Below are 25687 nucleotides of genomic sequence, written 5' to 3'. Positions count from 1 at the left end.
ACAAAACACAAACCTATTAATATGATGAAAAAATTATCTTTCATCACGCTGCTGACTTTTTTGCCAGCGTCGTGGTACTTCGCACAGACCACAGTTTTCGCATACGTAAAATCTGCAGACGGCAGTCCAATAGAAAGCGCAGAAGTAGATCTGCAAAATTCTCCAGATGATGTCACTGCTGATAAAATTGGCTACTTTCAATTTGTTGACTTAAAACCGGGGCATTATCTCATTACCATCGCAAAGCAAAATTTCGAATCAAAAATTTTAGAATTTGATATTGTTGCGCATGAAAAAAGAAAAGACCTGGGCGTTATTGTTCTCAACAGTAATCTCACTTCAGAGGCTGGCGTTGTCTTAGTTGATGATTCAGCATCAGATGCTGATGACGGCGGTTCTGCAATGCAGCCGACGGTCGGCCTGTTGAGTTCAGGTAGGGATATATTTCAGAGTATTTCCGCATTTGAGTTAGGAGCTTACTGGTTCAGGCCTAGAGGAGTGGACAACAGGTATGAAGATGTTCTATTTAACGGAGTTTCGATGTCTAAGAATGATGACGGAAGACTTGATTTCAGTAATTGGGGAGGCTTAAATGACATTACAAGATATCCTTATGAAAATGTAGATAATATCACTCCTTCAGAATATGCATTTGGCAACTTGGGTGGCGTTGCATATTATAATACACAAGCCTCCAGTTACCGGAAGCAAACCTCTTTATCTTATTCATTTACAAATAGAAGCTATCTTCACAGAGCCATGGCAACTTATTCTTCAGGACTGAGTAGGAAAGGTTGGTCATTCACAGTTTCCGGAAGCAGAAGATGGGGAAATAATGCTGTAATTGAAGGCGTTTATCAGGATTCTTATGCTTATTTTGCTGCAATTGAAAAAAAGTTCAGTGACAGACATTCTCTCAACCTGACAGGTTTTGGATCGCCGACCTACAGAGCTTCCAACTCACCGAATACGCAGGAGGTTTACGATATCATGGGGAAAAATTACAATTCTTATTGGGGTTGGCAGGATGGCGAAAAAAGAAATTCAAGAATCAGAAAAGTGTTCGAGCCTATATTTATGCTGACAGATTATCTGAAAATAGGAAAAAACTCAAATTTAATTAACACTATTTCTTACCAAATCGGAAATGATGCCAGAAGCAGACTAGACTGGTTTCATGCTGCAGATCCTAATCCTACTTACTACAGAAAGCTTCCCAGTTATGGCCTTTTAAATTCAGACGAATTCCGTGCGCAATCTCAGATCAATTGGGACTTTCTCTACAAAACCAATCATCTGAATCTCAAAAATATGGATGGTACAGATAGAGGTGCCGTATATTCGGTTGTAGAAGATGTCAACAGAGATAAGACGTTCAATTTTGCCTCACATTTTGATACAAGACTTCAGGATAACTGGAAACTCAACATCAATTTTAATTATCAAAATCTCCGTTCTGATAATTTCAGAAGAATCAAAGATTTGCTTGGAGGAAATTTTGCGTACAATCTCAATGCTTTCAACAACGATTCACAGTTTGATGCAGATAATCCTAATGTTCAGGTGAAAGATGGTGACCGTACACAGTATTCTTATGAATTAGTTCGAAGCCAATATTCTTTAAATATTTCTTCTGAGATCGACTTCAGTAAATGGAATATCGCCGCATCTATTTTCACTTCCTATTCTGAAGCGCAGAGAGACGGCCATTACCGAAGTGGAATAACAAGATTTAAAAATAATTCTAAAGGAAAGAGTGCAGTTTACGATGCATTGGATGCAGGTATTAAAGCAAAAGTTACTTATAAAATTAATGGGAAGAATTTCATTGTCTACAATGGAGCGTTCTTCAGTTTGGCTCCAACACTCAACGAAATTTATATCAATCCACGAGTTGTAGATTATGTAACACCAGGAGTTAAAAACCAAATCATTAATTCCAATGATCTGAGCTACATATTAAGAGGTCAGGTTTTGAAACTTCGTCTGTCAGGATATTATACAGTGATCAGCAATTCAACAGAAATTTCAAGATATTATGCCGACGCTACAAATGAGTTGGGAACATCTTTTAATACTTTGGTTAATGAGGCGATCACTGATGTAAATAAAAGGTTCATCGGTTTCGAAATGGGTTTCGATGTCAAAGTGACGCCAACTTTTAATGCAGTTGGTGCGGCCAGTGTGGGAGAATATACATACACGAGCAATGTAAACGTTTCGACTTTTGATGATTTTAATGGTTTTAGAGGAGATGAATTTTGGAAAGGGAAAGCAAATATTAAAGGGTATAAAGTGGCGGGAACTCCCCAAAAAGCATTTTCCTTTGGCTTAAAATACAATTCGCCAAAATACTGGTGGGTAGGTGCGTCTGCCAATTATTTAATGGATCAATATCTTGATTTTTCTGCATTAAATAAAACGCCGTATCTGTACACAGACCCATCAACGAATGATCCATACGAGGGTGTAACCCCAGAATTGATTCAGCAACTGACGGCTCAGAAAAAATTTGATGATCAGTTTATGCTTAATGCAAATGCGGGAAAGTCATTTCTTTTAGGAAAATACAGAATGGGAGTGAGTATTTCTGTCAATAATATTCTCAATAACCGAAATTATATTACGGGCGGATTTGAGCAAGGCAGGCTTGCAAATTTTACCGATGCACTGGAAGATTCCCAGAGAGCGATACCTCATTTCGGGCCAAAACTCTGGTATGACAGAGGTACTACTTTTTTCACAAATGTTTATTTACGATTTTAAAAAATACAGAATGAAAAAAAATAACTTATTACTAAAATACATCCTGATTTTCATTGCTTTTTTGGGAATAATAGGTTGTGTGCATGACGATCACTACGACGAGCCTGATCTGAATCATTATGAGTGTGCCGATTTTACCGCCACAATGACGCTGACACAGCTGAGAGCAAAATATGTCAATACAGTTTTTGCTTTTCCGGATGATTCTCAGGATATTGTCGAGGGCTATGTTTCGTCAACGGATGAGACCGGTAATATTTATAAAACTATATTCATTCAGGATAAAGCGGAAAATCCAACTCAGGGTTTTGTGATCAGTGTCGATATGGTGAGCACTTATACAAAATTTCCCCAAGGTTCTAAAGTCTTTATAAAGTTGGCAGGTTTAGCTTTAGGAACTTACGGAGGAGTTGTGCAGTTGGGAGTGAAAGATCCTGCAGGCACGACGACATCGGTATTGAGAATTCCTGAGAAATTAGTTTCATCAAAAATTTTTAGATCATGCGCTGTCAGAGAAAATATTGTTCCTAAAATTATGACCTGCTCCCAAATGATTTCTGCGAATGATCGGTTTATTGGCTGTTTAATTCAGGTTAATAATGCTGAGTTCGACAGCCGGGTTCTATGCACCAACTTTGCACCCAATGGAGTCACCGTAGACCGAATGATAAAAGATGCGTCAACCACTACGGCAAGAATTGTCAGAAACAGTGGTTATGCTTCATTTGCCAATCAGATTTTACCGTCAGGAAACGGAAAATTCGTAGGCATTTACAGCAAGTACAGTTCTACCTATCAGCTGTATATCAATAAAGTGTCAGATCTTGAAATGAACACATTTCCAAGATTAGATGGTATTACAGCTAATCCCTGTGAATACAGTGATGCAGGTTTAACACCGAAAACTGTGGCTGAGATTAAACAATTAGCAACCGGTCCTTTAAATATCATTACCGGAGATTTTGTTTTGAAAGCGAAAGTGACAGCGAATGACAAGTCCGGAAATTTGTTTAAATATATTTATGCTGAAGATGCAAACGGAGGAATAAGGATCAATATTGACAAAAATGATCTGTTCAATGATGCCCGATTTGCGGTTGGGAAAGAAGTTTATATTAAACTTAAAAATTTATACGTTGGCGCTGTTTCGGGAGAGATTCAGATGGGTACACCATTCAACGGCGCAGTAGGAAGAATTCCTGAAGCCGATATCTACAAATATTTTTTTGATTCAAATAAACCGCTGTCGCCTTTAATTCCTACAGAAAAAACCATTTCTCAGATTACATTTGCTGACGTTGGCCGTTGGATTAAGCTTAAAAATGTACAATTTGCAAACCAGGATCTGGAAAGACCCTACGCAGGTGCTATTCCAACAAACAGATTCGTTGAAGACTGCTTAGGGAATCAGATCATAGTGAGAACGAGCAATTTTGCCGATTTTGCCGGAACAGCCGTTGAATCTGGGAAAGGTGACATCTACGCAATCCTCGGATTTTTCAATGGGACTTATCAATTAACACTCAGAGATCTCTTAGGTGCAGATTTAGATGATGTAAGATGTGACGGTTCGGTCTATGTTACTCTGCCTACTATTTACAGTGATGATTTTACTTCGGGAGGTTTCAGCTCAGATTGGTTAGCAGTGAATGTTGCGGGCGCACAGGTCTGGTCGACTTCCAATACGGGAAATGGTACCAATTATTATGCGATCATGAATGGCTTTAATACTGCAAATACAGCCAATGAAGATTGGTTAATTTCCAAATCAGTAAGTTTAGCAGGCAAAACAAAAGCTGCATTAAGTTTTACCAGTGACGTAAGATATGCAGGTAATTCTCTGCAGGTTTATGCCACAGAAGATTATACAGGGAATCCTTCTACAACCAACTGGATTTTATTACCAGCAACTTTAGACAGCAATAACTTAGCATTTGGAGACTGGAAGGGCTCCGGAAATGTAAGCTTGAATGCTTTTCTCGGTAAAAATATAAGAATTGCTTTCAAGTACACTTCCACACCATTTGCCGCAGCAACATGGGAAATTGATGACTTTAAAATAAAAGCTCAGTAGTAAATGAATGATAAAAAAAGCGAACTGAACGGTTCGCTTTTTTTTATGATTACAAGATATTATTTAGATTGACTTTTACTAAAAGAAAAACCACCGCTGTAAAGCAGTGGCTGTATTATTTAAACTGAAAATTCTTATTAGAAAGAAACCTCATTTACCTCTTTCCCGCGTTGGAAATTCATGGTTTTAAGAGCTCCTTTGTAGGCAATGTTTACCAGATTAATCTGCTTCGGAAATGCGCTTAAAAGAATACTGTTTTTTATTTTTAAGCTGCTGACATCCGAAACGCCTCCGGTTTCAAAATATACCCATACTGTTTCTCCGCTTACCTGACTTCCTGTAAAAGTAAGGGTTTTCGGAGAACCATTAACATACACATCAAAATTGTTGTTGACGTATTTCTTCACTTCGGCCTCAAAACCCGCCGTGCTACGGTTGATTTTAATAGCATCCGAGATATGGCTTGTATTTATCTTTGTTGTGAATTTCAAAGTTTTGCTACCGTCAATATAATCGACTTTAGTCATTGATGAGAAGAAATCCACTGTCATGAAACTCATGAGCGCAAATAATGATAAAATACCCGATATGTATAAAAATTTTTTCATCTTAATTTCTTGATTGTTAATCATCTTGTGAAAGTATTTGGCTCAAATATAATGCCAATTAAAAGTTAACATTAACCGCGTATTTTTCATAGAAAGCCTTAATGTGCTCTACAGCTTCATCAGCACTATCTACCACACGGTAAAGATCAAGATCGTCCGCAGAAATCATTCCATCTTTTAATAAAGTAGCTTTAAACCAGTCAAGTAAACCACCCCAAAATTCAGATCCCACCAAAACAATGGGAAACTTTCCGATTTTATTGGTTTGAATTAAAGTAATGGCTTCCGTCAATTCATCCAAAGTTCCGAAACCTCCTGGCATCACGATAAAACCTTGTGAATATTTTACAAACATCACTTTTCGAACAAAGAAATAATCGAAATTAAGTGAATACATTTTGTTGATGTAAGGATTGAAGTGCTGCTCAAATGGTAAATCAATATTCAGTCCTATCGATTTTCCCTGCGCGTTGAAAGCACCTTTGTTTCCAGCCTCCATAATTCCCGGGCCTCCTCCGGTAATAATACCGAAACCTACTTTCGTAATTTTTTCAGCAATCTCTGCAGCCATCTGATAGTATTTACTCTCAGGTTTTAGTCTTGCAGAGCCGAAAATTGAAACACACGGACCTATTTTAGCCATTCTTTCGTAGCCATCTACAAATTCAGCCATGATTTTAAAAACCATCCAGCTGTCTTTGGTCACGATCTCATCCCATGTTTTTTGTCTGAAACTATTGTGTAATATTGATTCGTTAATATCTAATTCAGGATTTTGTAAACTCTCATCCCTGCTTCCTTCAATTCCCATTGTTTTTTATTTAAAATATTTTTCAGCCTCTATTACAGAAGCTGGCCTTCCCACATCTATCAGTAAGCTGTCATGCAGAAAACCGTGAATTTTTTCGGTCTGCATCAGATCCAGATATTCTTCCATCACGGAAAATTTTCCCGTTCGTTTAATTTTATCAAAAATTACAGGATTGATGCAGTGCACACCGCTAAAAGCATAAGGTTTAAATCCTTTATTAAATTCTGCCAACCGCTGCTCTCCCGTCTGCACATTCAGCCATCCTCTTAAAACCAAATCGTCGTTGAATAATAATTTTCTCGAACTTTCTCTGTCTGATACTGCTAAAGTAGCAAAATCTTTAATCTTCTTATGGTATTCTACTAAATTATTTATATTAATGTCGGTAAGGATGTCAGCATTCATAATAATGAAGTCTTCTCCATGATCAAGAAATCTCTTAGCGAAAACCAAACCACCGCCGGTTTCCAAAAGTTCTTCAGACTCATCTGAAACTTCAATTTTACAATTAAAATTGCCGTTCTTTTTCAGGAAATCTACAATCTGCCCGCCGAAATGGTGCACGTTAATCACGAAATCTGTAATTCCAAAACCCTTAAGATAAGTAATATTTCTTTCTAAAAGCGCGATGCCGTTGACTTTCGCCAAAGCCTTTGGATGGTGATCTGTAAAAGGTTTCAGTCTAGTGCCTTTTCCTGCTGCAAAAATTAATGCCTTCATGTTTATGATTGATAGATGATGAATAATAACCGATAATAAAATAATCTTTTATTGATTATCAGGGATTATCTATTATTTAGTTGATGCTGCTCGTCGTGGTGCAGACTGATTTCTACTTTCTCACCATATTTTTCTTCGATAAAGTGAGCGATTTTAATGGCTGAATATACTGATCTGTGTTGCCCTCCCGTACATCCGAAATTGATCTGAAGATTTTCAAAACCTCTTCCCAAATAATTGTCGATGTTGATGGAAACCATGCTTTTAATTAATTCTAAAAATTTCGGCATATCGGTTTTTGTTTCAAGATATTCCTGAACACCGATGTCGTTTCCTGTTTGAATTTTATATTCTTCCACTCTTCCCGGGTTTAAAATTCCACGGCAGTCGAACGTGAAGCCACCGCCGTTACCGGAATCGTCTTTGGGTATTCCTCCTTTCTTGTATGAAAAACTATGGATGTCTATGTGTAGCATATTTTTTATTTTAAATTTTTTGGTTGATAAATGATGATGGAATATGATTTCAATATAAACGTTTTTTTAGTTGAAGATTGAAAGCATTCCAGTTATTGCATTGAAATCTAAACTTTAAATCTTCTCATCATGGTTCAAAATCTCTTCAATTTTCAATTTTATTTTATCTGAATTTAACTGTCCGATTACTTTATTCAGTTCAGGATAATTTTTCATGTCTTCCCAGTTTTCTGAAAATACCGTAATGTTTTCTATTCCTTTATCAATACTTGCAATAAAATGTTGCTTTCTCTGGATCAAACCACGGAAGCCATAGGCACCGAGAACCTGTAAGAATCTCATTAGTTGAATTGGTTTAACCGAATCTTTTAGTTGAGATTGAATTTCTTTATTTTCAAACTGTTGAAGATAAAATTCCAGCATTCTGTTTTTAAATTCCTCCGGAAAATTAGCTTTAGCCTGAAACAGAAAAGAAATCACATCATACATCAAAGGACCTCTCATAGCTGATTGATAATCGATAAATGAAACTTCATTACGCTCATTTACCATAATATTTCTCGCCTGGAAATCGCGGATCATCAAGCCTTTTGGCTCAAGATTTTCGATGAGGTTGACAAGTTTTTTAAATTCTTTTAACAGTGATGATTTATGATATTCGAGCTCTAAAACATCGGCAACGAAATTTTTAAAGTAGTACAAATCATGCATTACCGGTAAGTCATCATAACTTTCGTATTCAAAAGTTTGGGTGTAATCGATCTGATCCTGCGTTTGAATCTGCAGCTGAAAAAGTTTTTCTAAAGTTTCCTTAACCAAAGATTCAACATTTTCTGACTGCCCTTCTTTGAAAATAATTTCCGAAAGGGTGTCGTTACCCAGATATTGCTGAATGTACATTTTTCTGTCATCAGAAACCTTGTAAATTTTCGGAGTATTTAGTTTTAAAGTAGAGAAGACCTCAGAAAAATACAGGAAACTCTCGTTTTCCAGAGTATTTTCGTTGTAGGTAATGATGTACTTACCGTTTTGATTTTCAGCCCGAAAGTTAACTCTTGCAGAACCGCTTTGAGCTAATGTGACAAATTCAGTTGATTTTTCGCCAAAATGGTTTTCAAAAAATCTTTTTGCGTTTTCAAAAGTCATAATATGGTAACAAATATAGTAATTTACGCCCGAATTTTTATCTTTGCAACATGCTAAAGGACTTTAAGCCTGTTTTAGGAATTCTGTTGCGATTCATCATCATCTACGTGGTGCTGTTATTCGCATATCAGTTTTACCTGAACAGTTTTAAGGCGCAGGGCCTTGATCCTTTTTCCCGTGTTATAGCTGATCATGTCATGTTTATTCAAAATAAACTTAATTATGCGACCCTGTTGTATGATGATGTTGCGAATGAGCAGGTTTATTTTTATGTAAAAAAAGAATATGTCACAAGAATGGTGGAAGGGTGCAATGCGATATCTATAATGATCCTTTTTCTTTCTTTTGTGTTTGCTTTTTTTAAAGGAACTAAAACTTTCGTTTTTGCCACTGCCGGACTTCTTGCCCTTTACATTATGAATGTTCTTAGAATCGCCGGACTGAATATTGTAACCCGTGATTATCCGCAGTACAGTAAAGGAGCCCACGATTACCTATTCCCTGCTGTTATTTATGGAAGTGTAGTGATTCTTTGGCTAATCTGGATTAAATTTTTTGCTTTAAAAAATGAGAATTCTTAGTTGGTTTTTAGTATTCGCAGGACTTTGCGGGCTTGTTGGCGTGAGAATGCTGGAAGATCAGATTTTTTATGATCCGTTTTTAAACTATTTTCATGAGGCGAATAAAAATAGTACTTTTCCTGAATTTGAATGGATTAAGCTGATTGTCGGGCACATATTCAGATTTGTTTTAAACCTGTTTTTTTCATGCGTAATTATTCGCTTTTTATTTAAAAATAAAGAATGGACGGTTCAGGGAGCTATTTTAATCTCTATTATTTTCGCGATCACTTTTCCTATTTATCTGTACTGTATTTACGACAGATTTGAAATAGGATACCTCTTTTCTTTTTATATGAGACGGTTTGTTATACAGCCTCTGATCCTGCTTCTAATTGTGCCTCTGTTTTATTACAGAAGGCAACTGTTATTGAGAAACACTCAAAACGGATAAAAGCATCTTTCGAAATTCAATTTTTACTGCATTCAGTTTGAAATAAGTGCACATTCATAACCCCGTTATTGCGAAATGAATGTGTTGTACTGTGAGAAGAGAACCTTAAAACTGCGCACCCATTTTTAATATGATGAGCATATACTGTGATAGCCCGGATCGCAGCGGTTACCCCGCAACAAGCGTTGGCCAATTTCAGTGACCTGAGAATAAGCGGCTGTGTGAGGAGTATGAGCGAAGAGCCGGAAACAGCTCCTAAAAAAACCTCTTTATTAAGACAATTACACTACAGTATGTTTTTCAACTCTGGTAACATTTTCGGCAGTCCATTTTACCTTTTTTACAAAAGGCTGTTCACGAACCGGACAGTCCAGAATCTGACAAACGGGGCAGGAGATGGGTTTGCAGTCATCCATATGGAAATTGAATTCTACGGTTCGTTTTGTGTTTTTTGCCAGAAGGAGGATTACTTTTTCCATCTCATTATGAGCATCACGAAGGCTGTAATACCAAGGCAGAGTAATGTGGGCATCAATGTGTAGAGAGGCGCCAAACTGCTGGATTTTCATGTTGTGAATGTCGATCCATTCTGTATGTCTGTTTTTTTCTAATAGATCGATGATGCTGTTGAGAAGTTCCGGGTTCTGCTCATCCATAATTCCGCTCAAAGACTTACGGACAATTTTGTAGCCCACAAAAATAATGTAAAAGCCGAAGATGAGAGCGACTACGGAATCAATCCAGTAGATTTTTGTAAAATATACTACAATTAAACTCACCACGACTCCCAAAGTGGTAAAGGTGTCGGACTGTAGATGTTTCCCGGAAGCGATCAGAACTAGAGAGCTTTCTTTTTCGCCCTTTTTAATGGAAATGTAGCCCAGTAAGTAATTGATAACCGCAGTAACTGCTATGATGGCAATTCCCCAATCAAGACCTTTCAAAACTCTTCCCGTTACCAAACTGTTGATTCCTTCGTAGATGATCATCAGTCCGGCGATGGCAATGAGGGCTCCCTCTATTCCTGCGGTGACAAATTCTACTTTACCATGACCGTACGGATGGTCTTCGTCTTTTGGTTTGGAAGCCAAGTGTAGAGAATACAGCCCCATAAAAGCACTGATGACATTGACGATACTTTCCATGGCATCAGAAAATACGGCATCGGAATTTGTAAGTTTCCATGCTACAATTTTTCCGACGAATAAAATTATTCCGAAAACGGCAATGAGCCTTTGGAAACCTATTTTATCCTGATTGGTATTTTTAGTTGTCATTTTTTTATTAATCTTAATATCACTTTGTGATATTATTTTAGGAATTCTTCCTATGTTTTTGAACGTTTCACTATCAGTCTCAGCTATGAGAGACGGGAGTGTTGAAATGTTTTTTTGATAGGATTTAATCCTATCCTTTGTTAAAGCGTCCCTTTGGGACTTTGATGGCCAGGGGTTCTGAATAATATCAAAAGCCCTTTGATAAAAAAAAGAATCTCTTTTTGGAGACTCTTTTCTTTTTTGTTAGTTTATACTAAGTTATTTGCTACTAAGTATTCTGCAATTTGTACTGCGTTGGTTGCAGCGCCTTTTCGCAGATTGTCTGCTACAATCCAGAGGTTAAGCGTTTTTGGCTGTGAGAGATCTCTTCGGATTCTTCCCACGAATACCTCGTCTTTACCTTCTGAGTAGAGTGGCATTGGATACTCGTTGTTTTTAACATTATCCATTACGATTACTCCCGGAGTTTCTGATAAGATTTTTCTTACTTCGTCAAGCTCAAATTCGTTTTCAAATTCGATGTTCACGCTTTCAGAGTGGCCGCCCTGTACCGGAACTCTCACTGCAGTTGCTGTTAAATTGAATGTATCGTCACCTAAAATTTTCTTAGGCTCTTTCATCAATTTAATTTCTTCCTTTGTGTAATCATCATCAGCAAATACGTCACAGTGTGGCAATGCATTTTTAAAGATTTGATAAGGATACACTTTAGCAACAGAATCGTCACCTGCGATTTCAGCATTCAGCTGATCAACTGCTGCTTTACCGGTTCCTGTTACAGACTGATATGTAGAAACAATAACTCTTTTTAAGTCATATTTTTTATTCAACGGGCCTAAAACCATTACCAACTGAATGGTAGAACAGTTTGGATTCGCAATGATCTTGTCTTCTTTTGTTAAAACATCCGCATTGATTTCAGGAACGACTAATTTTTTAGTAGGATCCATTCTCCATGCTGAAGAATTATCGATTACGGTAATTCCTGCTTCGGCAAATTTTGAGGCATACTCTAAAGAAGTTGATCCACCGGCAGAGAAGATTGCGATATCAGGTTTGGCAGCTATAGCGTCGTCGATGCTTACGATAGTGTAATCTACCTGTTTATACTTCACCTGTTTACCAATAGATCTTTCCGAAGCTACCGGAATTAATTCTGTTACAGGGAAATTTCTCTCTTCGAGAACTTTAAGCATCACTTGTCCAACCATTCCTGTTGAACCTACTACAGCTACTTTCATTGTTGTTTAAAAAAATTAAATTAATATATAATTAAGCTCCAAAGACTCTGGTCCATGGAAATGCAAATGCAAATAAACCTACTGCGATTAATCCCATAATCACGATTCCTAAAGAAATAGTGTCATTAGATTTTACTTTTTTATTGATGATGGTCATTAAAACAGCAGCGATTAACATAGAAAACGGGTGCTCTACATACTGAAATCTCAAGTCAGCGTTTTTCATCACTGATCCCATATCCAGACCTTTTGTAAAATTCATGATCAACATTACAATACCGATTAAGAATTGTACGTGAAAGAAAATCATCGTAAAAAGCGTGATTTTTTTCAAAAACTTGTTTACTTTACCACTGTATCCGAACATTACAGTTAAGAGTGCGATAATAAATAAAGAGGTTAAAGCAAGCTCCAGATAGGCAAAGCCTTTATGTGCGCTCAGTAAAATTTTGTAAAGATCCATACTTCTATTTTTTCTATTTTTTTAAAGTGTACAAATATAAAAAAATCCCAGCTATAAAGCCGGGATTTGGTATTTAATAAGTTCTAAATTATTAGAATTTAAATGCAACAGAAGCTGCCCAAGTTCTACCGAAACCGAAGTAAACAGTGTTTCTTGTATCTAAACCTTTATAGAAGTTTGATGGATTATTAATATATGCATCATACTTTTGCTGTGCTGTTGTAGTAACACCGCCAGTCGTTGTAGTTGTGAAATCTGCAAGTTCACTAATGTGAGTAGAAGATTTACCGTCAGAAATGTAAGTAGTATCAAATAAGTTGTATACATTACCTGTTAATACTAATCTCTGTCCGTTTCCTACTTTGAATGAGTAAGAAAGACCTAAATCAAACAAGTTATAGCTAGGATATTCCAAAGCTCCTTTTTGAGCGTTTCTTGAAATTGAGCCATCATTTCCAACTAAATAATCACCATTAAAGTTTACAAGTCCATAGTAGTTAGAGTAATAATTCCAGTTAGCAAAAACGCTAAGGTCTTTAACAGGCTTCAAAGTGAATCCTAATGCAGCTGTTGTTTGAGCGGCATCTGACACTTTTACATCGTCAAATGCAAGAGTTACATCATTTTTTCCATTGAATAAAATTGGCGTACCGTTTTCATCAAAGATATTTCCTGTAGGGTTTCCTTTATAACGCCAGTCACCCATAGAGAACATACCGGTAATGTTTAAATAATCAGTAACTTTTAAATTACCTTCAAATTCAACTCCCATGTGAACTTGCTGAATTCCTGTAACGTTTGCAAACGGTCTATTATAAACATTTGTTCCTGTGGCAGGAAGCGCCGGATTGATAGCAATACCTGGAAGATTTGTAAATCTTTGATATCTGTCTTTCCAAGAAGTATAGTAAAGATTTACGTTTGCAGTAAATATTTTACTTCTGAAACCATATCCTAATTCTGCAGAAGCGATTTTCTCATTAGTCAAAAGTGGGTTTACAATCTGTTGATTTCCAGTTGCTCTACCATCACTTAAAGGACTTGTCGGATTTGCTGCAATTCTTGAAGTCAAAGGCGCATTAAATACAGCGTTGAATAAAGGCTGTTTAGAATAGTAACCTACATTCGCAAACACATTATGCATATCGTCGATGTTGTAATTCACTCCTCCTTTTGCATTAAATCCAAAAAGGAATTTTGTGTCAGTCTTAGTGTTTACTGTTTGACCTTGCTGTACTGTTACACCATCGATGATCCAGTTATCAATTCTTTTATATCCTTGTTCTGAAGCTGAACCTTGGACGAATGCTGAGATTTTATCATTAGAATATTCAAGTTGACCGAAAACTCCACCCCAGAGAACTTCACCGTCATAATTTCTATAAACGATTTGGTCTTTATCTTTAACAGATTTTGCGAAAGGATTTGCTGAAGGAGCAGCATTTTGAACTAAAGTAACATCGTATCCTCCAGGAATATTCATATTGTCCTGCTCAATGTATTTTGTATTCCCCCAAAGGTCAGTTAATACACCTGGGTGATATCCATAGTAATATCTTAAATCAATACCTCCAGAGAAATTCCAGTTTTGATTGATTTTATGCTGGAAATTTGATAAGAAACCGTACCAGTCGTGAGAATTGATACTTGCTCTTCTCGCAAGACCATTTCCTGTAGATTTTGTAATAGAACCATTTCTAAGAACAACACCAGGCATAGTGTTATTTGCTCCAAAATCAGCAACGTTTCCACCTTGATTCCATCTTACAATGTCATCAAATCGGATTAAACCGTCAGCAGTTTTTGGAAGAGTGTTGATGTTGAAACTGTTAATTCCACCAATAACTCCAGTTCCACCACCTCTACCCCAAGATCCGTAAAGAACTGAAGATAATTTTGATCTCTCAGAGATTTTCCAATCCCAGTTAACTGATGCTACTGGTTTGCTATAGAAGTTTACTGATTGAGACATTACTTCGTCATTCAAATAACCCCAGTTTGAGTTGTATCTTCTGTTTGGCTCATCTACACCATTACCGTATTTAATGAAGTTTGCAATTGAACTTTGGAAGTTCTGCATATGTCTTTGAGGAGAACCTGTAAATGTAAATTGGAAATCATGCTTTTCATTAGGCTGGTAACCTAAAGCAAAATAATAGTTGTATGCTTCAAATTCTGATCCGTCGATGTAAGTTGATCCTGCAGTTCTAGCCATTAAGAATGATGTAGACCATCCTGTAGCAGACTTACCGGTATTGTATGAGAATAATGTTTTTAGATAACCGTCATTTCCAACGCCCACCATCACATTTCCTTCTCTTTTTTTGTCAGCAGCTCTTGTTACGATGTTTACAGTACCCCCAACAGAAGCGATTGCTAATTTTGAAGAACCTAAACCTCTCTGAACCTGCATAGCAGAAGTTACGTCTGAAAGACCTAACCAGTTACTCCAATATACAGCTCCATCTTCCATACCATTTACAGGCACACCATTGATCATTACTGCAGTATTGTTTGTGTCGAAACCACGGATGTTCATACGACCATCACCAAATCCTCCACCGCCTTTAGCTGAATAGATTGATGGTGTGGATTTTAAAATTTCAGGAAATTCTTGATTTCCCAATCTTTCAACAATTTGTGCTTCTTTAATTGTAGAAACAGCAACTGGTGTTTTTCTGTCTTTTGCAAGATCGGCAACACCCGTTAGTACAACTTGCTCAATATCTTTTGACCTTGTGTCAACCGTATCCTGAGTCTGTTGTGCATAATAAACGCTAGCTGTAGAAAGTGAGATCATCACAGTTAGCATCGATTTGTTGATTAATTTCATAATCGTAAGTAATAGTTAGAATTAAATTTACCGCAAAATTCGGAAAAATAAATTTAACTATTATTAACTTAATGTTAATTTTTATTCAGTCTTAATAGTAATTAAATTATTGATTTTCAGTTAGTTAACTTATTTATGTGTTTTAACGTGAAAAAAATCATATTATTTAATATTTAAAAAAAAGCCGTAGTTTTTATTAAAAATACAATGTTTTACATAACAGCTTTTAAACTTAAATCTATGTTTTTGGCGGAATGTGTCAATGCTCCCGCGGAAATGTACGTAACTCCTGTAGTTGCGATTTCTTTTAATTGATCTCGTGTGATCCCGCCTGAAGCTTCACTTTCACATGATCCTTTGATTAATTTCACTGCTTTTTTCATAGTAGCCACATCCATATTATCAAGCATGATTCTGTCGACTTTTGCGTTGATGGCTTCCTGTACTTCTTCAAGATTGCGGGTTTCCACTTCTATCTTTAGTTTCTTTTTAGATTTTTTCACATAATCTTTCGCCATTTTCACTGCATTGGTAATGCTTCCGTTGTAGTCGATGTGATTGTCTTTCAGCATAATCATATCATACAAACCGTATCTGTGATTGGTTCCGCCACCAATGGCAACCGCCCATTTTTCGCAGACTCTGAAGTTGGGAGTCGTCTTTCTCGTATCTAAAAGCTTCGTTTTTGTTCCTACTAATCTTGAATCCCAATCCTGGGTCAATGTTGCAATGCCACTCATTCTCTGCATGCAGTTGAGAACCAGTCTTTCTGTTGACAGGATTGATCTTGCGCTTCCTGTAACGATAAAAGCAACATCTCCGACTTTTGCAACGTCTCCGTCTTTGATGAAATTTTCAATTTTTAAATTCTTATCGAAAGTTTTGAAAATAATCTCAGCCAGCTCAACTCCTGCCAAAATGCAGTTTTCTTTCACCAAAAGTTTTGCACTTTGCTGTAAGTCCTTAGGAATCGTAGAGAGTGTAGAATGGTCGCCATCCTGGATGTCTTCTTCCAAAGCGTTTTTTATGAATTGCTTTAAAACTTTATCTGTAACGTAGTCTGGTCTTTTCATTATTATAATTTTTTTAATTCGTTTTCAACTTCCTCGATTGACAGAAGATAAGATTTGAAATTTTTGGGTACTTTATTGTGTATGTGGATTTTCAAGATTCAAAAGTATGTTAAATCTGGGGTTTAGCTGATGTATTGCTTATTGCTTTTTTGCAGCATTGAAAAATTATTTATAATATTCTATTTGCCTTTTCCAAACATACAAATCTTTTCCATCTACATTCTTGATGCATTCAATCCAATTATCATATTTGTCAAATTTATATTTGAAAGTAATAATATTTGGTTTTAAAATGTCATCTTTTTTGCCCCACGTGTCTATATAGAAGAGTTTTTTAATATGATTGTTTTCATATTCAAAACAAATTTGATTGGAAATTTTTCCTTGATAAAAGTGAGTCATACTATGTAGATAACCGTTTGAATTAAAAGAATATTCTGTAGTCGAGTTGCTTGCAGTTCTTCCGGGTTTTATATCTTCGTCGTATTTTCCGTTGCTTTTAAGTAAAAAATTATGATATTGATCATCATTCAACCGTGCAATTTTTATGATCCTTCCCGATGGATCGTATTCATAACTAATTTCGTTGTTAAAAAAAACTTTGTTTAGCGTATAATCATTAGGTTCGAAAATTTTCTCCTTGACTACACGAAAAAAATCATCGTATATTTTTACCTTGGTTAATCGTGGTCTGTAAATAGTATCGGTGGCAGAAGTATAGGAGCGTTCACCTATATTCTTCATATATTTATTTGTAATAGAGAAAATACTGTCGGTTTTAGAAATACTGTCAAATTTTGAAACCGATAAATTGTCGAATTCTTTATTATCTCTTAAGTAAAATTTTATAGGATCATTCTTGATTTTATAAGTGCTTTTTTCGAACCTCGGTATCTTATTTTTCCCTTCATAGAAATAGAGTTTGGTGTCCTCAGAATAATCATTTTTTGATATTTCCTTTTTTAATCTTCCTGATAAGTCGTATTCATAGTTATAACTATCAACGATTTTTCCAGATTTATAATACCATGTTTCCTTTATGATTTTTCGATTTTCATCATAGTGCGTTTCATTGTTTATGTATCTGCAGAAATTAGTTTCAAACCATGTTTTTGACATTCTTTCCCTAAGAAATTTAGGAATCATAATTACAGCATGTCCATATTCGCTGTCACCTTTCATAAAAGTAAACGGACTTGAATCATTCAGAAAGACAACTTGTTCTTTTATGAATTTAGGTCTTCCTAAAATTGAATCTTTAATTACTTGTGAATTATATAAAGATGATAAAAATAAAATGAAAAACAGAATTCTCATAAATAATCAATTATGCCTGCACTAAATCTTTATTGTAAAATGCACCTTTATTTTGTGTCATTTCCATCGACTGGGTAATAATCAAGTGGGCAACGGTTGTAAGATTTCTTAATTCTGAAAGTTGAGGCGATAAAATAGAGTAGTGGTAAATTTCGTCAACAGCAGCTGCGATTTCCTGATGTTTTTGAAGAGCCATTTTTAGGCGGCTGTTGCTTCTTACAATTCCTACCAGGTCACTCATCATTTCCTGAAGCTGTTTTCTGAGGTAAGAAACGATTACCATTTCGTCGATAATTTTCATGCCTTCTTCATTCCATTCGGGAACTGCTTTCAGATCGTCAAAATTAAAATTATTTTCATTTAATAATTCCATTGTTTTCATGGCTGCATTATGTCCGAAAACCAAACCTTCCAGTAGTGAATTTGAAGCTAATCTGTTTGCACCATGTAATCCTGAGTTTGTACATTCTCCGACGGCAAACAGATTATTGAGAGAAGACTGCCCGTCTTTATCAACTTCTATTCCGCCCATCAGATAATGACAGGCAGGAACAACAGGAATTAGTTGGGTAAAAGGATCGATACCTTCGTCTTTACATTTTTTATAAATATTAGGAAAATGTTCTAAAAACTTTTCCTGGCTCATATCTCTGCAGTCAAGACCGACAAATTCGTCACCGGTAACTTTCATTTCTGCATCAATGGCTCTGGCAACAATGTCTCTTGATGCCAATTCTTCACGCTCATCGTATTTGTGCATGAATTTCTGACCTTTTTTCGTTCTCAGTTTTGCACCGTCTCCACGAACTGCTTCAGAAATCAAAAATAGCATTCCATCAAGTTTGCTGTACAGAGCAGTAGGATGAAACTGATAATACTGCATATTGGTCACCTTACCTTTTGCGCGGGCAACGAAAGCTATTCCGTCTCCTGTTGCAATGACAGGATTGGTGGTGTTTTTATAAACGTGTCCCGCTCCACCAGTGGCAACCAATGTTATTTTTGAAGTAATTTTTTTTATCGATTTAGATTTTTCATCTAAAATGTAAGCGCCGTAACAGTTAATTTCGCCCTCATTCAGTTCCTTTCCGGGAACGTGATGCTGAGTGATGATGTCTATAACATAGTGGTGATCAAGAATTTCGATATTCGGGCTGCTTTTGACGGTCTCCAGAAGAGCTCTTTCGATTTCAAAACCTGTAATGTCTTTGTGATGTACAATTCTGTTTTCGGTGTGGCCACCTTCTCTTCCTAAAGCAAATTCACCATTTTTCATATCGAAATTGGCGCCCCATTCCACGATTTCATTAAATCTTGCTGGTGCTTCTCTCACTACCATTTCTACAACATCACGCTTGTTTTCTCCGTCTCCGGCACGCATGGTATCTTCGATGTGTTTTTCGAAATTGTCATTTTTAGAATCTGTAACTACGGCCAAACCGCCTTGAGCGTATTTGGTGTTGCTTTCGTCTTCGTCAGATTTTGTTACAATGATTATTTTGGCATCGGGAAGCTGTTCTGAAACTTTTATGGCATATGAAAGTCCGGAAATCCCGGAACCAATTACTAATACATCCGCTTTTATCATATTCTTGCTTTAAGACAATCGTCTAAATAATTAAATAAATTTAAACAATTTTTCGTTTGGTTTCCTTACTTTTTTCATGTGCTGAAACTGATCTTCTTCCGATCGGTAGCCAAGTGCCAATGTTACAGTCACTTTTTCTTTTTCAGGATTAATATCTAAAATTTCTTCGATCAGTTCTTGTCTGAATCCTTCCATCGGGCAGGTATCCACATTTTCTATTGCCGCAGCATACATTAAATTGGCTAATACGATATAGGCCTGCTTTTCTGCCCAGTTCAGAATGTCATCATGCTCCTGTCTGCTGAAATGATTGGTTATGCTTTTTTTAAATAAACTTAAATCTTCAACAGGATGTTTGCGTACTTCTGAAATATGATTGAAATACCCATCAAGATACGTTTCTTCCATATCTTTTTTGGATATTAAAACGATGAGGTGCGAACAGGTGGAAATTTGAGAAGGATTGTAGAAAGCCGGAATCAGTTTTTCCTTCATGTCTTTGCTCTCAACAACGAAGATTTTATACGGCTGAAGCCCTTGAGAGCTAGCTGCCAGTTTTCCCGCCTCAAGAATATTGAGCAATGTTTCCTGCGGAATGATCATTTCGGGATTAAATTTTTTCACAGAATATCTTCTGCCTAAAGCTTCCAAATAATTCATAAAGACAAATTTAAGAATTGAATATGAATAAAGAGAGTTTTGTGCCGAAATTCTATTTTTTAAATTTTCTAAATAAAAAACCACTCCTTTTTTAGGGGAGTGATCTCAATATAATTAAAATATGAAAAAAAATTAGTCTCTGTTTTTGACCATAATCCAACCTGTGAATTTGACTGGAGTCTTGGTTTTGTTATTCTCGTTCCATGTTACAGAATACCAATAACTTCCTGTAGGAACTTTTCTTCCATTCGCAGTTCCATCCCAGATATATCTGTTGGTTTTGTCTCCCTGATGAAGTTTTGAACCATATCTGTCGAAAACATTAAAGGTTAAATCTAATTTATCTGATAATGCAGAATAGTCAATAAAATCATTCTGTCCATCTGCGTTTGGCGTAATTACATTAATTAAATTCGGAACCGTAACATTTACCACAATCGGTTCGCAGTCGTAAACATCTCTAACGTAAATTTTGTGCATTCCTCTTGAAATTCCGGTAAATATATTGGAGTCCTGCCAGTTGACGTTATCTAAAGAATATTGGTAAGCCGGAGTTCCGCCGTTTACGTTAACGGTGATTGTTGTGTTCGATATATCAATTGAACTTACCACCGGTTGCTCTGAGGCATACACTTTTACAGTTTGTGTAGCGGTACAGTCACCTGTTTTTAACTTTACCCAATATGTTCCGACACCCACGTTAGTAATGATTTGAGTAGTAGCTCCTGTGCTCCATTCGTATCCGCTAAATCCCGGTCCGGCGTCTAAGGTCGTTTTGTCTTCAATACAAATTACTTTATCTACTAAAACTGTAGAAAAAACAGCCGGTATTACAATTAAAGTCACTTTAGCAACAGAAAAACATCCGTCTGTGCTGAATACGCTGATGTAAACTACACCATTTGGAGCTGTGTATGTTCCGGGATTGCTGATTTCATTTGTACCGTTCAATGCATCAGTTAGTGAAGGATAATATTTTTTTGTAGTACCACCCATAGTAGTTACGCTGGCGTTAACCAAATTAAAAATTCCTACTGACGGATTGGTTGGTTCAGAACAGGCTCTCAGGGTGGCATCATTGACAACAACAACCGGGAAAGTGTTCAGTGTAATAACTGCATTGTCTACACATCCCTGTGGTGTAGTAACTTTTACATGAATCGTAGTTCCCTGTGCGGCAGGAAAAGCAGCAAAGTTAGTTATCTGATTAGTGCCTGCGATTAAATCTGCAAGTGTAGGGTAATATTGTTTTGTAACAACGGGAAGTGTAGTTACGGCGGCATCATTTAAATTAAAAATACCAACGCCTGCATTGTTATTGTTACATTTTGTCAACGATGCATCGACGGCTTCGAATGGAGACGGGTTTAAAATAATCCTTGCATCACCATTATCACATAAAGTAGCAGATGGATCTTTGATTACTACGGTTATCGTTGTATTTCCTGTGTACTGAAAATTGGTAGGATTAGCAATCGGAGTAGAGCTTCCTAAAACATAATACGTAATAATATAGTTGCTCGGAATGTTGACAAACTGGCTCGCGTAAGATGTCAAATCAACAAAGCCATTTCCTGTAGAAGGATTGGTACATACGAAAGGCGTAATAGAGTTCTGTAAAATCGGAACTTTGTCGATGAAAATTTTAGCATTTTTAATAGAATGTCTTGCGCTCGCGGCACCTGTACCTGCTGAAAAACCAAAATATCCCGTGGTCATCCCAATAGCTCCGCCTGAAGGAGCAAATGACTGATTGGTAATTAAAACACCATCAATTCTAATCTGAATAATCCAGTTGTTGATGTTGGCTGGGTCAACCTCTCCGTTTACTTCAACGTGCTTGTAAGCAGTTCCTACAAAAGGTTGTGTTGACTGTAAATCTGGCGAATGAAACGTGCTTCCTGCTGTAACATTATATTCTACGTTAGGATTTCCTGCAGGAGTATTATTTGTACCATAAAGCAGGTGTACTTTGCTCATTTGGCCTTCTGTGGAATTGTTGAAAATGTCAAATGCGACCATCAGTCCGTTTGCGTTAGCCGGAATTCCCAAACCTCCACCTGTTGTAAATGCTGTTGGTGGGTTAGAAAGGTACCAGAATGTTAATCCATCGCCTCGTCCGTATGATGTTGTTCCGTTTCCATCGATTCTAAAATCAAATTCCACTTTCCATTTATCACAGTATTTTAAGTTAATCGGATTAGAAAGTTTTATTGCACCAAACTGGCTGGTCTGGTCTGCAGTAAGCTGTACGAAATCATTGGGCGCTGTTGCTGAAGGAACAATATCCCATCCTGTTGTGTTGACAGGGTTTCCTGTGAGTTGATGAGTCTGGGCAGATATTTTTTGAAAAAAGAACAAAAGAATGACTGAAAAATAAAAAAGTAACGTTTTCTTCATTTTAGTAGATTGGTTATTATGGTGATGTTATAAATTGCTTTTAGAAAATTTTATTAAAAGTGAATTATCATTATTGAAAAAATCATAGTATGCTCAATGATTAATAAAGTTTGTTTCTATATTGATTGTTTTGTATTTAATTCGCTTAAAATCAAAATTTGTATTAATTTATTTACTGTAATTAGACATTACAAAAAATCACCCCAAATTTGGAGTGATTTTATTTAAGAATTATTCTCTGTTTTTTACAAGTACCCAGCCATTGTATCTCGTCGGGGTGCTGTTTTTATCGTTTTCGTTCCATGAGATAGTGAACCAGTAAGTTCCTGTTGGAATTTTCTTTCCGCCGGAAGTTCCATCCCATTTAAAGTTTCTCATTTTGTCGGCTTCGAACTTCTTATTTCCATATCTGTCGTAAACAATGAAAACAAGATTTTTCTTGTATGCTAAAGCAGTGTAATCGATGAAATCATTTACATTGTCTCCGTTAGGCGTTATTGCATTCAGAAGATTAGGAACAGTTACCTGCACTTCTACAGGTTCGCAGTTATAAACATCCTTCACGAATATTTTATTTTCACCTCGTGGTAATCCGGTGAAAATATTTGAGTCCTGCCAATTGGTTCCATTCAGAGAATACTGGTAAGGAGCAGTTCCGCCCTCAACATTTACAGTGATGGTGTTGTTTGTAATATCTAAACTTGCAATTACAGGATTAGAGGCAGCCTTTACCGTTACAAGTTGCATTGCGTAGCAGTTTCCTGTTCTTAAAATAACCCAGTAGGCACCAATAGGTACACCTTGTATAGATTGGGTCGTTGCTCCGGTGCTCCATTCGTATCCGTCAAAACCTGCTCCGGCATCTAAACTTGTTCTGTCTCCAATACAGATAATTTTATCTTTTAAAACAGTAGATCTCACTGGAGGAATTACTTTTAACGTAATCTTTTTAATAATAAAACATCCGCTGACTGCTGTAACTTTCACATACACATCTGCATTGGCAGAAGTATACAAAATAGGAGTCGGAATTTCATTAGTTCCTGCTAAGGCATCTGCTACAGAAGTGTAGAATTTTTTAGTAACGCTTGGTTCTGTAGTTATATTAGCTGAGGTCAGATCAAATACACCTGTCGTAGGGTTGGTTGGGTTAGAGCACGATTCTATATTTCCATCGGTTACAGCCGGTAGAGGAAGGAAGTTTAAGGTAATCTCTGCTGTTCCGCTACATCCTTGAGGTGTCGTTACTTTTACGTAAACAATGGTTGGAGCTGATACAAAGGCGGTCGGATTGGTAATCTCATTGGTTCCCGCAATAAGATCGGCCATGGTTCTGTAATATTTTTTTATAATTCCAGGCACGGCACTTACATTCGCTGTTGTAAGATTAAAAGTAGCTGTACTTGCATTATTGTTATTACATTCAGAAATAGTTCTGTTGTTTGCTGTAAAAGGTGACAGCGAAAGCTGGATCTGTCCGTCGGGATTGTCGCAGAGTATTCCGTTGTTATCTTTAATAAAAACATTTACAGTGGTGTTTGCGCTGAAAGGATAGTTTGTAGGGTTGGTAATAACGGTGCCTCCTACAGAATATGTAAATGTGTAATTAGCCGGAGTGGCCACAAATTGCGAATTAAACAAAGTTAAATTTGCATTTGCAACTCCAGTTGTAGGATTTGGGCAGTAAGTCTGCGTTGCACTGGGCTGTAAAATACTTACTTTATCTGTATAGATTTTTACGTTTTTGATAGAATGTCTTGATCTGTTTCCTCCGGTTGATGCTGAAAAACCAAAATATCCGACAGTCATTGTTGCTGCAGCACCTGACGGAGCGAAAGACTGGTTACAGATGACGTTGCCGTCAATTTTTATCTGAATAATCCAGTTTGTGGGAGCGGCCGGATTTACTTCTGCTGTTACTTCTACATGTTTGTAGGTAAGTCCCTGAAAAGGCAATGTAGTGTTCATATCCGGTGAATGGAATGAACTTCCTGCAACATTGAAAAACTCCACGTTATTTGTATCTGTAGTGTTTAAAACCTGTCCGTAGGCAACATGTACTTTACTCATCACAGCAGTCGTTGTGTTGTTGTAAGTATCGAAACCTGCAACAAGACCCACCGCATTCTGAGAAACTCCAAGTCCTGATCCCAATACACTTGCAACGGGTGGATTAGCCAAATACCAAAATGCAAGACCATCTCCATTGCCGGTCTGGTTAGAGTCCATCCTGAAATCGAATTCCACTCTCCACTTATCACAAAATTTTAGGTTGATCGGATCATTTAATCTGATCGAACCGGATTGGTTGTTGGTGTCTGGAGTAAGCTGTATAAAATCTGTGTTTACAACAGTGGGGGAAACCATCGTCCATCCTGTTGTATTAACCGGGTTTCCAGATAATTGATAAGTTTGTGATTGTAGATTTCCGAAAAAGCAAAGGAAGAGTATAGTAAAATAAAATAGTAGTTTTTTATTCATCGATCAGGTTACTTTATGATTAGACGCGTAAAGATATTAAATCCTGATCAATAAATATTGATATAATGTTAATTTTATAAAAATATATGTTTATATGGTAGAATATTTTGTAATACGTAAAGAAATAATTAAAATCTGTAATCTTAAATTAGAATGATTCAAAATTTATACATTAAAATAAAGAATTGCTGTCAATATTCTCAAAGAATGAATCAACTTCAAGGTTAGAGGAACTAGCAGCTGCTACGGCGAGTTTATCACAGAGTTCATTCTCAAAATGGCCAGCATGCCCTTTTATCCAATGCATTTTTGGGTGGTGTTCATTATAAAGCACTGCAAAACGTTTCCATAAATCTGGATTTTTCACGTTTTTCCAGCCTCGCTTAATCCAGCCTGCAAGCCAGTTTTGATTGATGGCATCAGAAACATATTTGCTGTCTGTGAAAACATGGATGTCGTTTTCTGTAGATTTTAGTTTTTCTAACGCTGTAATTACTGCCAGCAATTCCATTCTGTTATTGGTGGTTTTTCTGAAGCCTTTGGAAAATGTTTTCTGGTAATTTTTCTCAGGAACTTTCATGACGATCCCATATCCTCCTTTTCCCGGATTTCCGCTGCATGCGCCGTCTGTATAAATTTCGATTCTCAAAATAGTTAGGTTGAGATTATGGTTGAGTTTATGGTTGAGTTTTGTTAAATAGATTTGAAGGTAAAAGTCTAAACCTCACATTCATCTTAC

20 protein-coding genes are annotated in these 25687 nt (G+C 36.6%); 4 read left to right on the top strand and 16 right to left on the bottom strand.

Annotation, left to right across the window (positions count from 1 at the left end):
- Positions 1-21: 21 nt before the first annotated feature.
- Positions 22-2766 carry a TonB-dependent receptor gene (locus OMO38_RS03420; RefSeq protein WP_264748821.1) on the top strand — a complete coding sequence of 915 codons (2745 nt, stop codon included), beginning with the start codon at positions 22-24 and terminating at the stop codon, positions 2764-2766.
- 10 nt (positions 2767-2776) lie between these two features.
- Positions 2777-4840: a DUF5689 domain-containing protein gene (locus tag OMO38_RS03415; protein WP_264748820.1), complete on the top strand. Its 2064-nt coding sequence runs from the start codon at positions 2777-2779 to the stop codon at positions 4838-4840.
- 137 nt (positions 4841-4977) lie between these two features.
- Here the strand turns inward: OMO38_RS03415 and OMO38_RS03410 are convergent, their stop codons facing one another.
- From OMO38_RS03410 to OMO38_RS03390, 5 genes are all read right to left on the bottom strand, one after another.
- Positions 4978-5448, bottom strand: coding sequence for a DUF6702 family protein (locus OMO38_RS03410; RefSeq protein ID WP_264748819.1), 471 nt, complete (start codon positions 5446-5448; stop codon positions 4978-4980).
- Between the two features lie 58 nt (positions 5449-5506).
- On the bottom strand, positions 5507-6259 hold the full coding sequence (locus tag OMO38_RS03405) for an LOG family protein (protein ID WP_264748818.1): 753 nt from the start codon (positions 6257-6259) through the stop codon (positions 5507-5509).
- 6 nt (positions 6260-6265) lie between these two features.
- Positions 6266-6979, bottom strand: a complete 714-nt coding sequence (locus tag OMO38_RS03400) for a nucleotidyltransferase family protein (protein ID WP_264748817.1) — start codon at positions 6977-6979, stop codon at positions 6266-6268.
- Positions 6980-7044: 65 nt separating this feature from the next.
- Positions 7045-7455 carry a RapZ C-terminal domain-containing protein gene (locus tag OMO38_RS03395; RefSeq protein ID WP_129535241.1) on the bottom strand — a complete coding sequence of 137 codons (411 nt, stop codon included), beginning with the start codon at positions 7453-7455 and terminating at the stop codon, positions 7045-7047.
- A gap of 114 nt (positions 7456-7569) precedes the next feature.
- The gene (locus OMO38_RS03390; RefSeq protein ID WP_264748816.1) at positions 7570-8601 is read right to left on the bottom strand and encodes an aminoglycoside phosphotransferase family protein; all 1032 of its coding nucleotides are present in this window, start codon (positions 8599-8601) and stop codon (positions 7570-7572) included.
- Between the two features lie 50 nt (positions 8602-8651).
- Here OMO38_RS03390 and xrtF point away from each other — a divergent pair, with 50 nt between their 5' ends.
- Both xrtF and OMO38_RS03380 read left to right on the top strand, forming a co-directional pair.
- Positions 8652-9182 carry an exosortase family protein XrtF gene (xrtF, locus tag OMO38_RS03385; protein WP_264748815.1) on the top strand — a complete coding sequence of 177 codons (531 nt, stop codon included), beginning with the start codon at positions 8652-8654 and terminating at the stop codon, positions 9180-9182.
- A complete protein-coding gene (locus tag OMO38_RS03380; RefSeq protein ID WP_264748814.1) occupies positions 9169-9615 on the top strand; it encodes an exosortase F system-associated membrane protein in 447 nt (148 codons plus the stop codon). Before xrtF ends, OMO38_RS03380 begins: the two co-directional genes overlap by 14 nt.
- Before the next feature lie 281 nt (positions 9616-9896).
- Here OMO38_RS03380 and OMO38_RS03375 read toward each other — a convergent pair whose 3' ends face one another.
- The 11 genes from OMO38_RS03375 to rnhA all read right to left on the bottom strand — a co-directional run bounded on the left by OMO38_RS03375 (position 9897) and on the right by rnhA (position 25597).
- Complete coding sequence (locus tag OMO38_RS03375) at positions 9897-10892, bottom strand: cation diffusion facilitator family transporter (RefSeq protein ID WP_264748813.1); 996 nt, start codon at positions 10890-10892, stop codon at positions 9897-9899.
- 248 nt (positions 10893-11140) lie between these two features.
- Positions 11141-12133, bottom strand: coding sequence for an aspartate-semialdehyde dehydrogenase (locus OMO38_RS03370; protein ID WP_264748812.1), 993 nt, complete (start codon positions 12131-12133; stop codon positions 11141-11143).
- A gap of 31 nt (positions 12134-12164) precedes the next feature.
- On the bottom strand, positions 12165-12596 hold the full coding sequence (locus tag OMO38_RS03365; RefSeq protein ID WP_264748811.1) for a hypothetical protein: 432 nt from the start codon (positions 12594-12596) through the stop codon (positions 12165-12167).
- Positions 12597-12687: 91 nt separating this feature from the next.
- Positions 12688-15429 (bottom strand): TonB-dependent receptor, encoded by a 2742-nt coding sequence (locus tag OMO38_RS03360; protein WP_264748810.1) that lies wholly within the window; start codon positions 15427-15429, stop codon positions 12688-12690.
- Positions 15430-15641: 212 nt separating this feature from the next.
- Positions 15642-16502, bottom strand: a complete 861-nt coding sequence (gene nadC, locus OMO38_RS03355) for a carboxylating nicotinate-nucleotide diphosphorylase (RefSeq protein ID WP_264748809.1) — start codon at positions 16500-16502, stop codon at positions 15642-15644.
- A gap of 165 nt (positions 16503-16667) precedes the next feature.
- Positions 16668-17621 carry a hypothetical protein gene (locus OMO38_RS03350; RefSeq protein WP_264748808.1) on the bottom strand — a complete coding sequence of 318 codons (954 nt, stop codon included), beginning with the start codon at positions 17619-17621 and terminating at the stop codon, positions 16668-16670.
- Between the two features lie 208 nt (positions 17622-17829).
- On the bottom strand, positions 17830-19407 hold the full coding sequence (nadB, locus tag OMO38_RS03345; protein WP_264748807.1) for an L-aspartate oxidase: 1578 nt from the start codon (positions 19405-19407) through the stop codon (positions 17830-17832).
- Positions 19408-19437: 30 nt separating this feature from the next.
- Complete coding sequence (locus OMO38_RS03340; RefSeq protein ID WP_264748806.1) at positions 19438-20067, bottom strand: NAD(P)H-dependent oxidoreductase; 630 nt, start codon at positions 20065-20067, stop codon at positions 19438-19440.
- Between the two features lie 132 nt (positions 20068-20199).
- Complete coding sequence (locus OMO38_RS03335; RefSeq protein WP_264748805.1) at positions 20200-22467, bottom strand: T9SS type B sorting domain-containing protein; 2268 nt, start codon at positions 22465-22467, stop codon at positions 20200-20202.
- A gap of 231 nt (positions 22468-22698) precedes the next feature.
- A complete protein-coding gene (locus OMO38_RS03330) occupies positions 22699-24948 on the bottom strand; it encodes a T9SS type B sorting domain-containing protein (RefSeq protein ID WP_264748804.1) in 2250 nt (749 codons plus the stop codon).
- A 172-nt stretch (positions 24949-25120) separates the two neighbouring features.
- Positions 25121-25597 carry a ribonuclease HI gene (gene rnhA / locus OMO38_RS03325; protein ID WP_264748803.1) on the bottom strand — a complete coding sequence of 159 codons (477 nt, stop codon included), beginning with the start codon at positions 25595-25597 and terminating at the stop codon, positions 25121-25123.
- Positions 25598-25687 lie beyond the last annotated feature (90 nt).

Source organism: Chryseobacterium kimseyorum, from assembly GCF_025971945.1.
Taxonomy (GTDB): Bacteria; Bacteroidota; Bacteroidia; order Flavobacteriales; family Weeksellaceae; genus Chryseobacterium; species Chryseobacterium kimseyorum.
The sequence above is the reverse complement of the archived record's forward strand: the minus strand, read 5'-3'. Positions and strand labels throughout refer to the sequence as shown.

Coding starts and splice junctions, on each gene's coding strand:
- OMO38_RS03365 (WP_264748811.1), bottom strand. CDS start 12,596: ATGGATCTTTACAAAATTTTACTGAGCGCACATAAAGGCTTTGCCTAT.
- OMO38_RS03340 (WP_264748806.1), bottom strand. CDS start 20,067: ATGAATTATTTGGAAGCTTTAGGCAGAAGATATTCTGTGAAAAAATTT.
- OMO38_RS03420 (WP_264748821.1), top strand. CDS start 22: ATGATGAAAAAATTATCTTTCATCACGCTGCTGACTTTTTTGCCAGCG.
- OMO38_RS03360 (WP_264748810.1), bottom strand. CDS start 15,429: ATGAAATTAATCAACAAATCGATGCTAACTGTGATGATCTCACTTTCT.
- OMO38_RS03400 (WP_264748817.1), bottom strand. CDS start 6,979: ATGAAGGCATTAATTTTTGCAGCAGGAAAAGGCACTAGACTGAAACCT.
- OMO38_RS03410 (WP_264748819.1), bottom strand. CDS start 5,448: ATGAAAAAATTTTTATACATATCGGGTATTTTATCATTATTTGCGCTC.
- OMO38_RS03415 (WP_264748820.1), top strand. CDS start 2,777: ATGAAAAAAAATAACTTATTACTAAAATACATCCTGATTTTCATTGCT.
- OMO38_RS03405 (WP_264748818.1), bottom strand. CDS start 6,259: ATGGGAATTGAAGGAAGCAGGGATGAGAGTTTACAAAATCCTGAATTA.
- OMO38_RS03390 (WP_264748816.1), bottom strand. CDS start 8,601: ATGACTTTTGAAAACGCAAAAAGATTTTTTGAAAACCATTTTGGCGAA.
- OMO38_RS03330 (WP_264748804.1), bottom strand. CDS start 24,948: ATGAATAAAAAACTACTATTTTATTTTACTATACTCTTCCTTTGCTTT.
- OMO38_RS03370 (WP_264748812.1), bottom strand. CDS start 12,133: ATGAAAGTAGCTGTAGTAGGTTCAACAGGAATGGTTGGACAAGTGATG.
- OMO38_RS03380 (WP_264748814.1), top strand. CDS start 9,169: ATGAGAATTCTTAGTTGGTTTTTAGTATTCGCAGGACTTTGCGGGCTT.
- OMO38_RS03350 (WP_264748808.1), bottom strand. CDS start 17,621: ATGTCAAAAACATGGTTTGAAACTAATTTCTGCAGATACATAAACAAT.
- nadB (WP_264748807.1), bottom strand. CDS start 19,407: ATGATAAAAGCGGATGTATTAGTAATTGGTTCCGGGATTTCCGGACTT.
- OMO38_RS03335 (WP_264748805.1), bottom strand. CDS start 22,467: ATGAAGAAAACGTTACTTTTTTATTTTTCAGTCATTCTTTTGTTCTTT.
- OMO38_RS03395 (WP_129535241.1), bottom strand. CDS start 7,455: ATGCTACACATAGACATCCATAGTTTTTCATACAAGAAAGGAGGAATA.
- OMO38_RS03375 (WP_264748813.1), bottom strand. CDS start 10,892: ATGACAACTAAAAATACCAATCAGGATAAAATAGGTTTCCAAAGGCTC.
- xrtF (WP_264748815.1), top strand. CDS start 8,652: ATGCTAAAGGACTTTAAGCCTGTTTTAGGAATTCTGTTGCGATTCATC.
- nadC (WP_264748809.1), bottom strand. CDS start 16,502: ATGAAAAGACCAGACTACGTTACAGATAAAGTTTTAAAGCAATTCATA.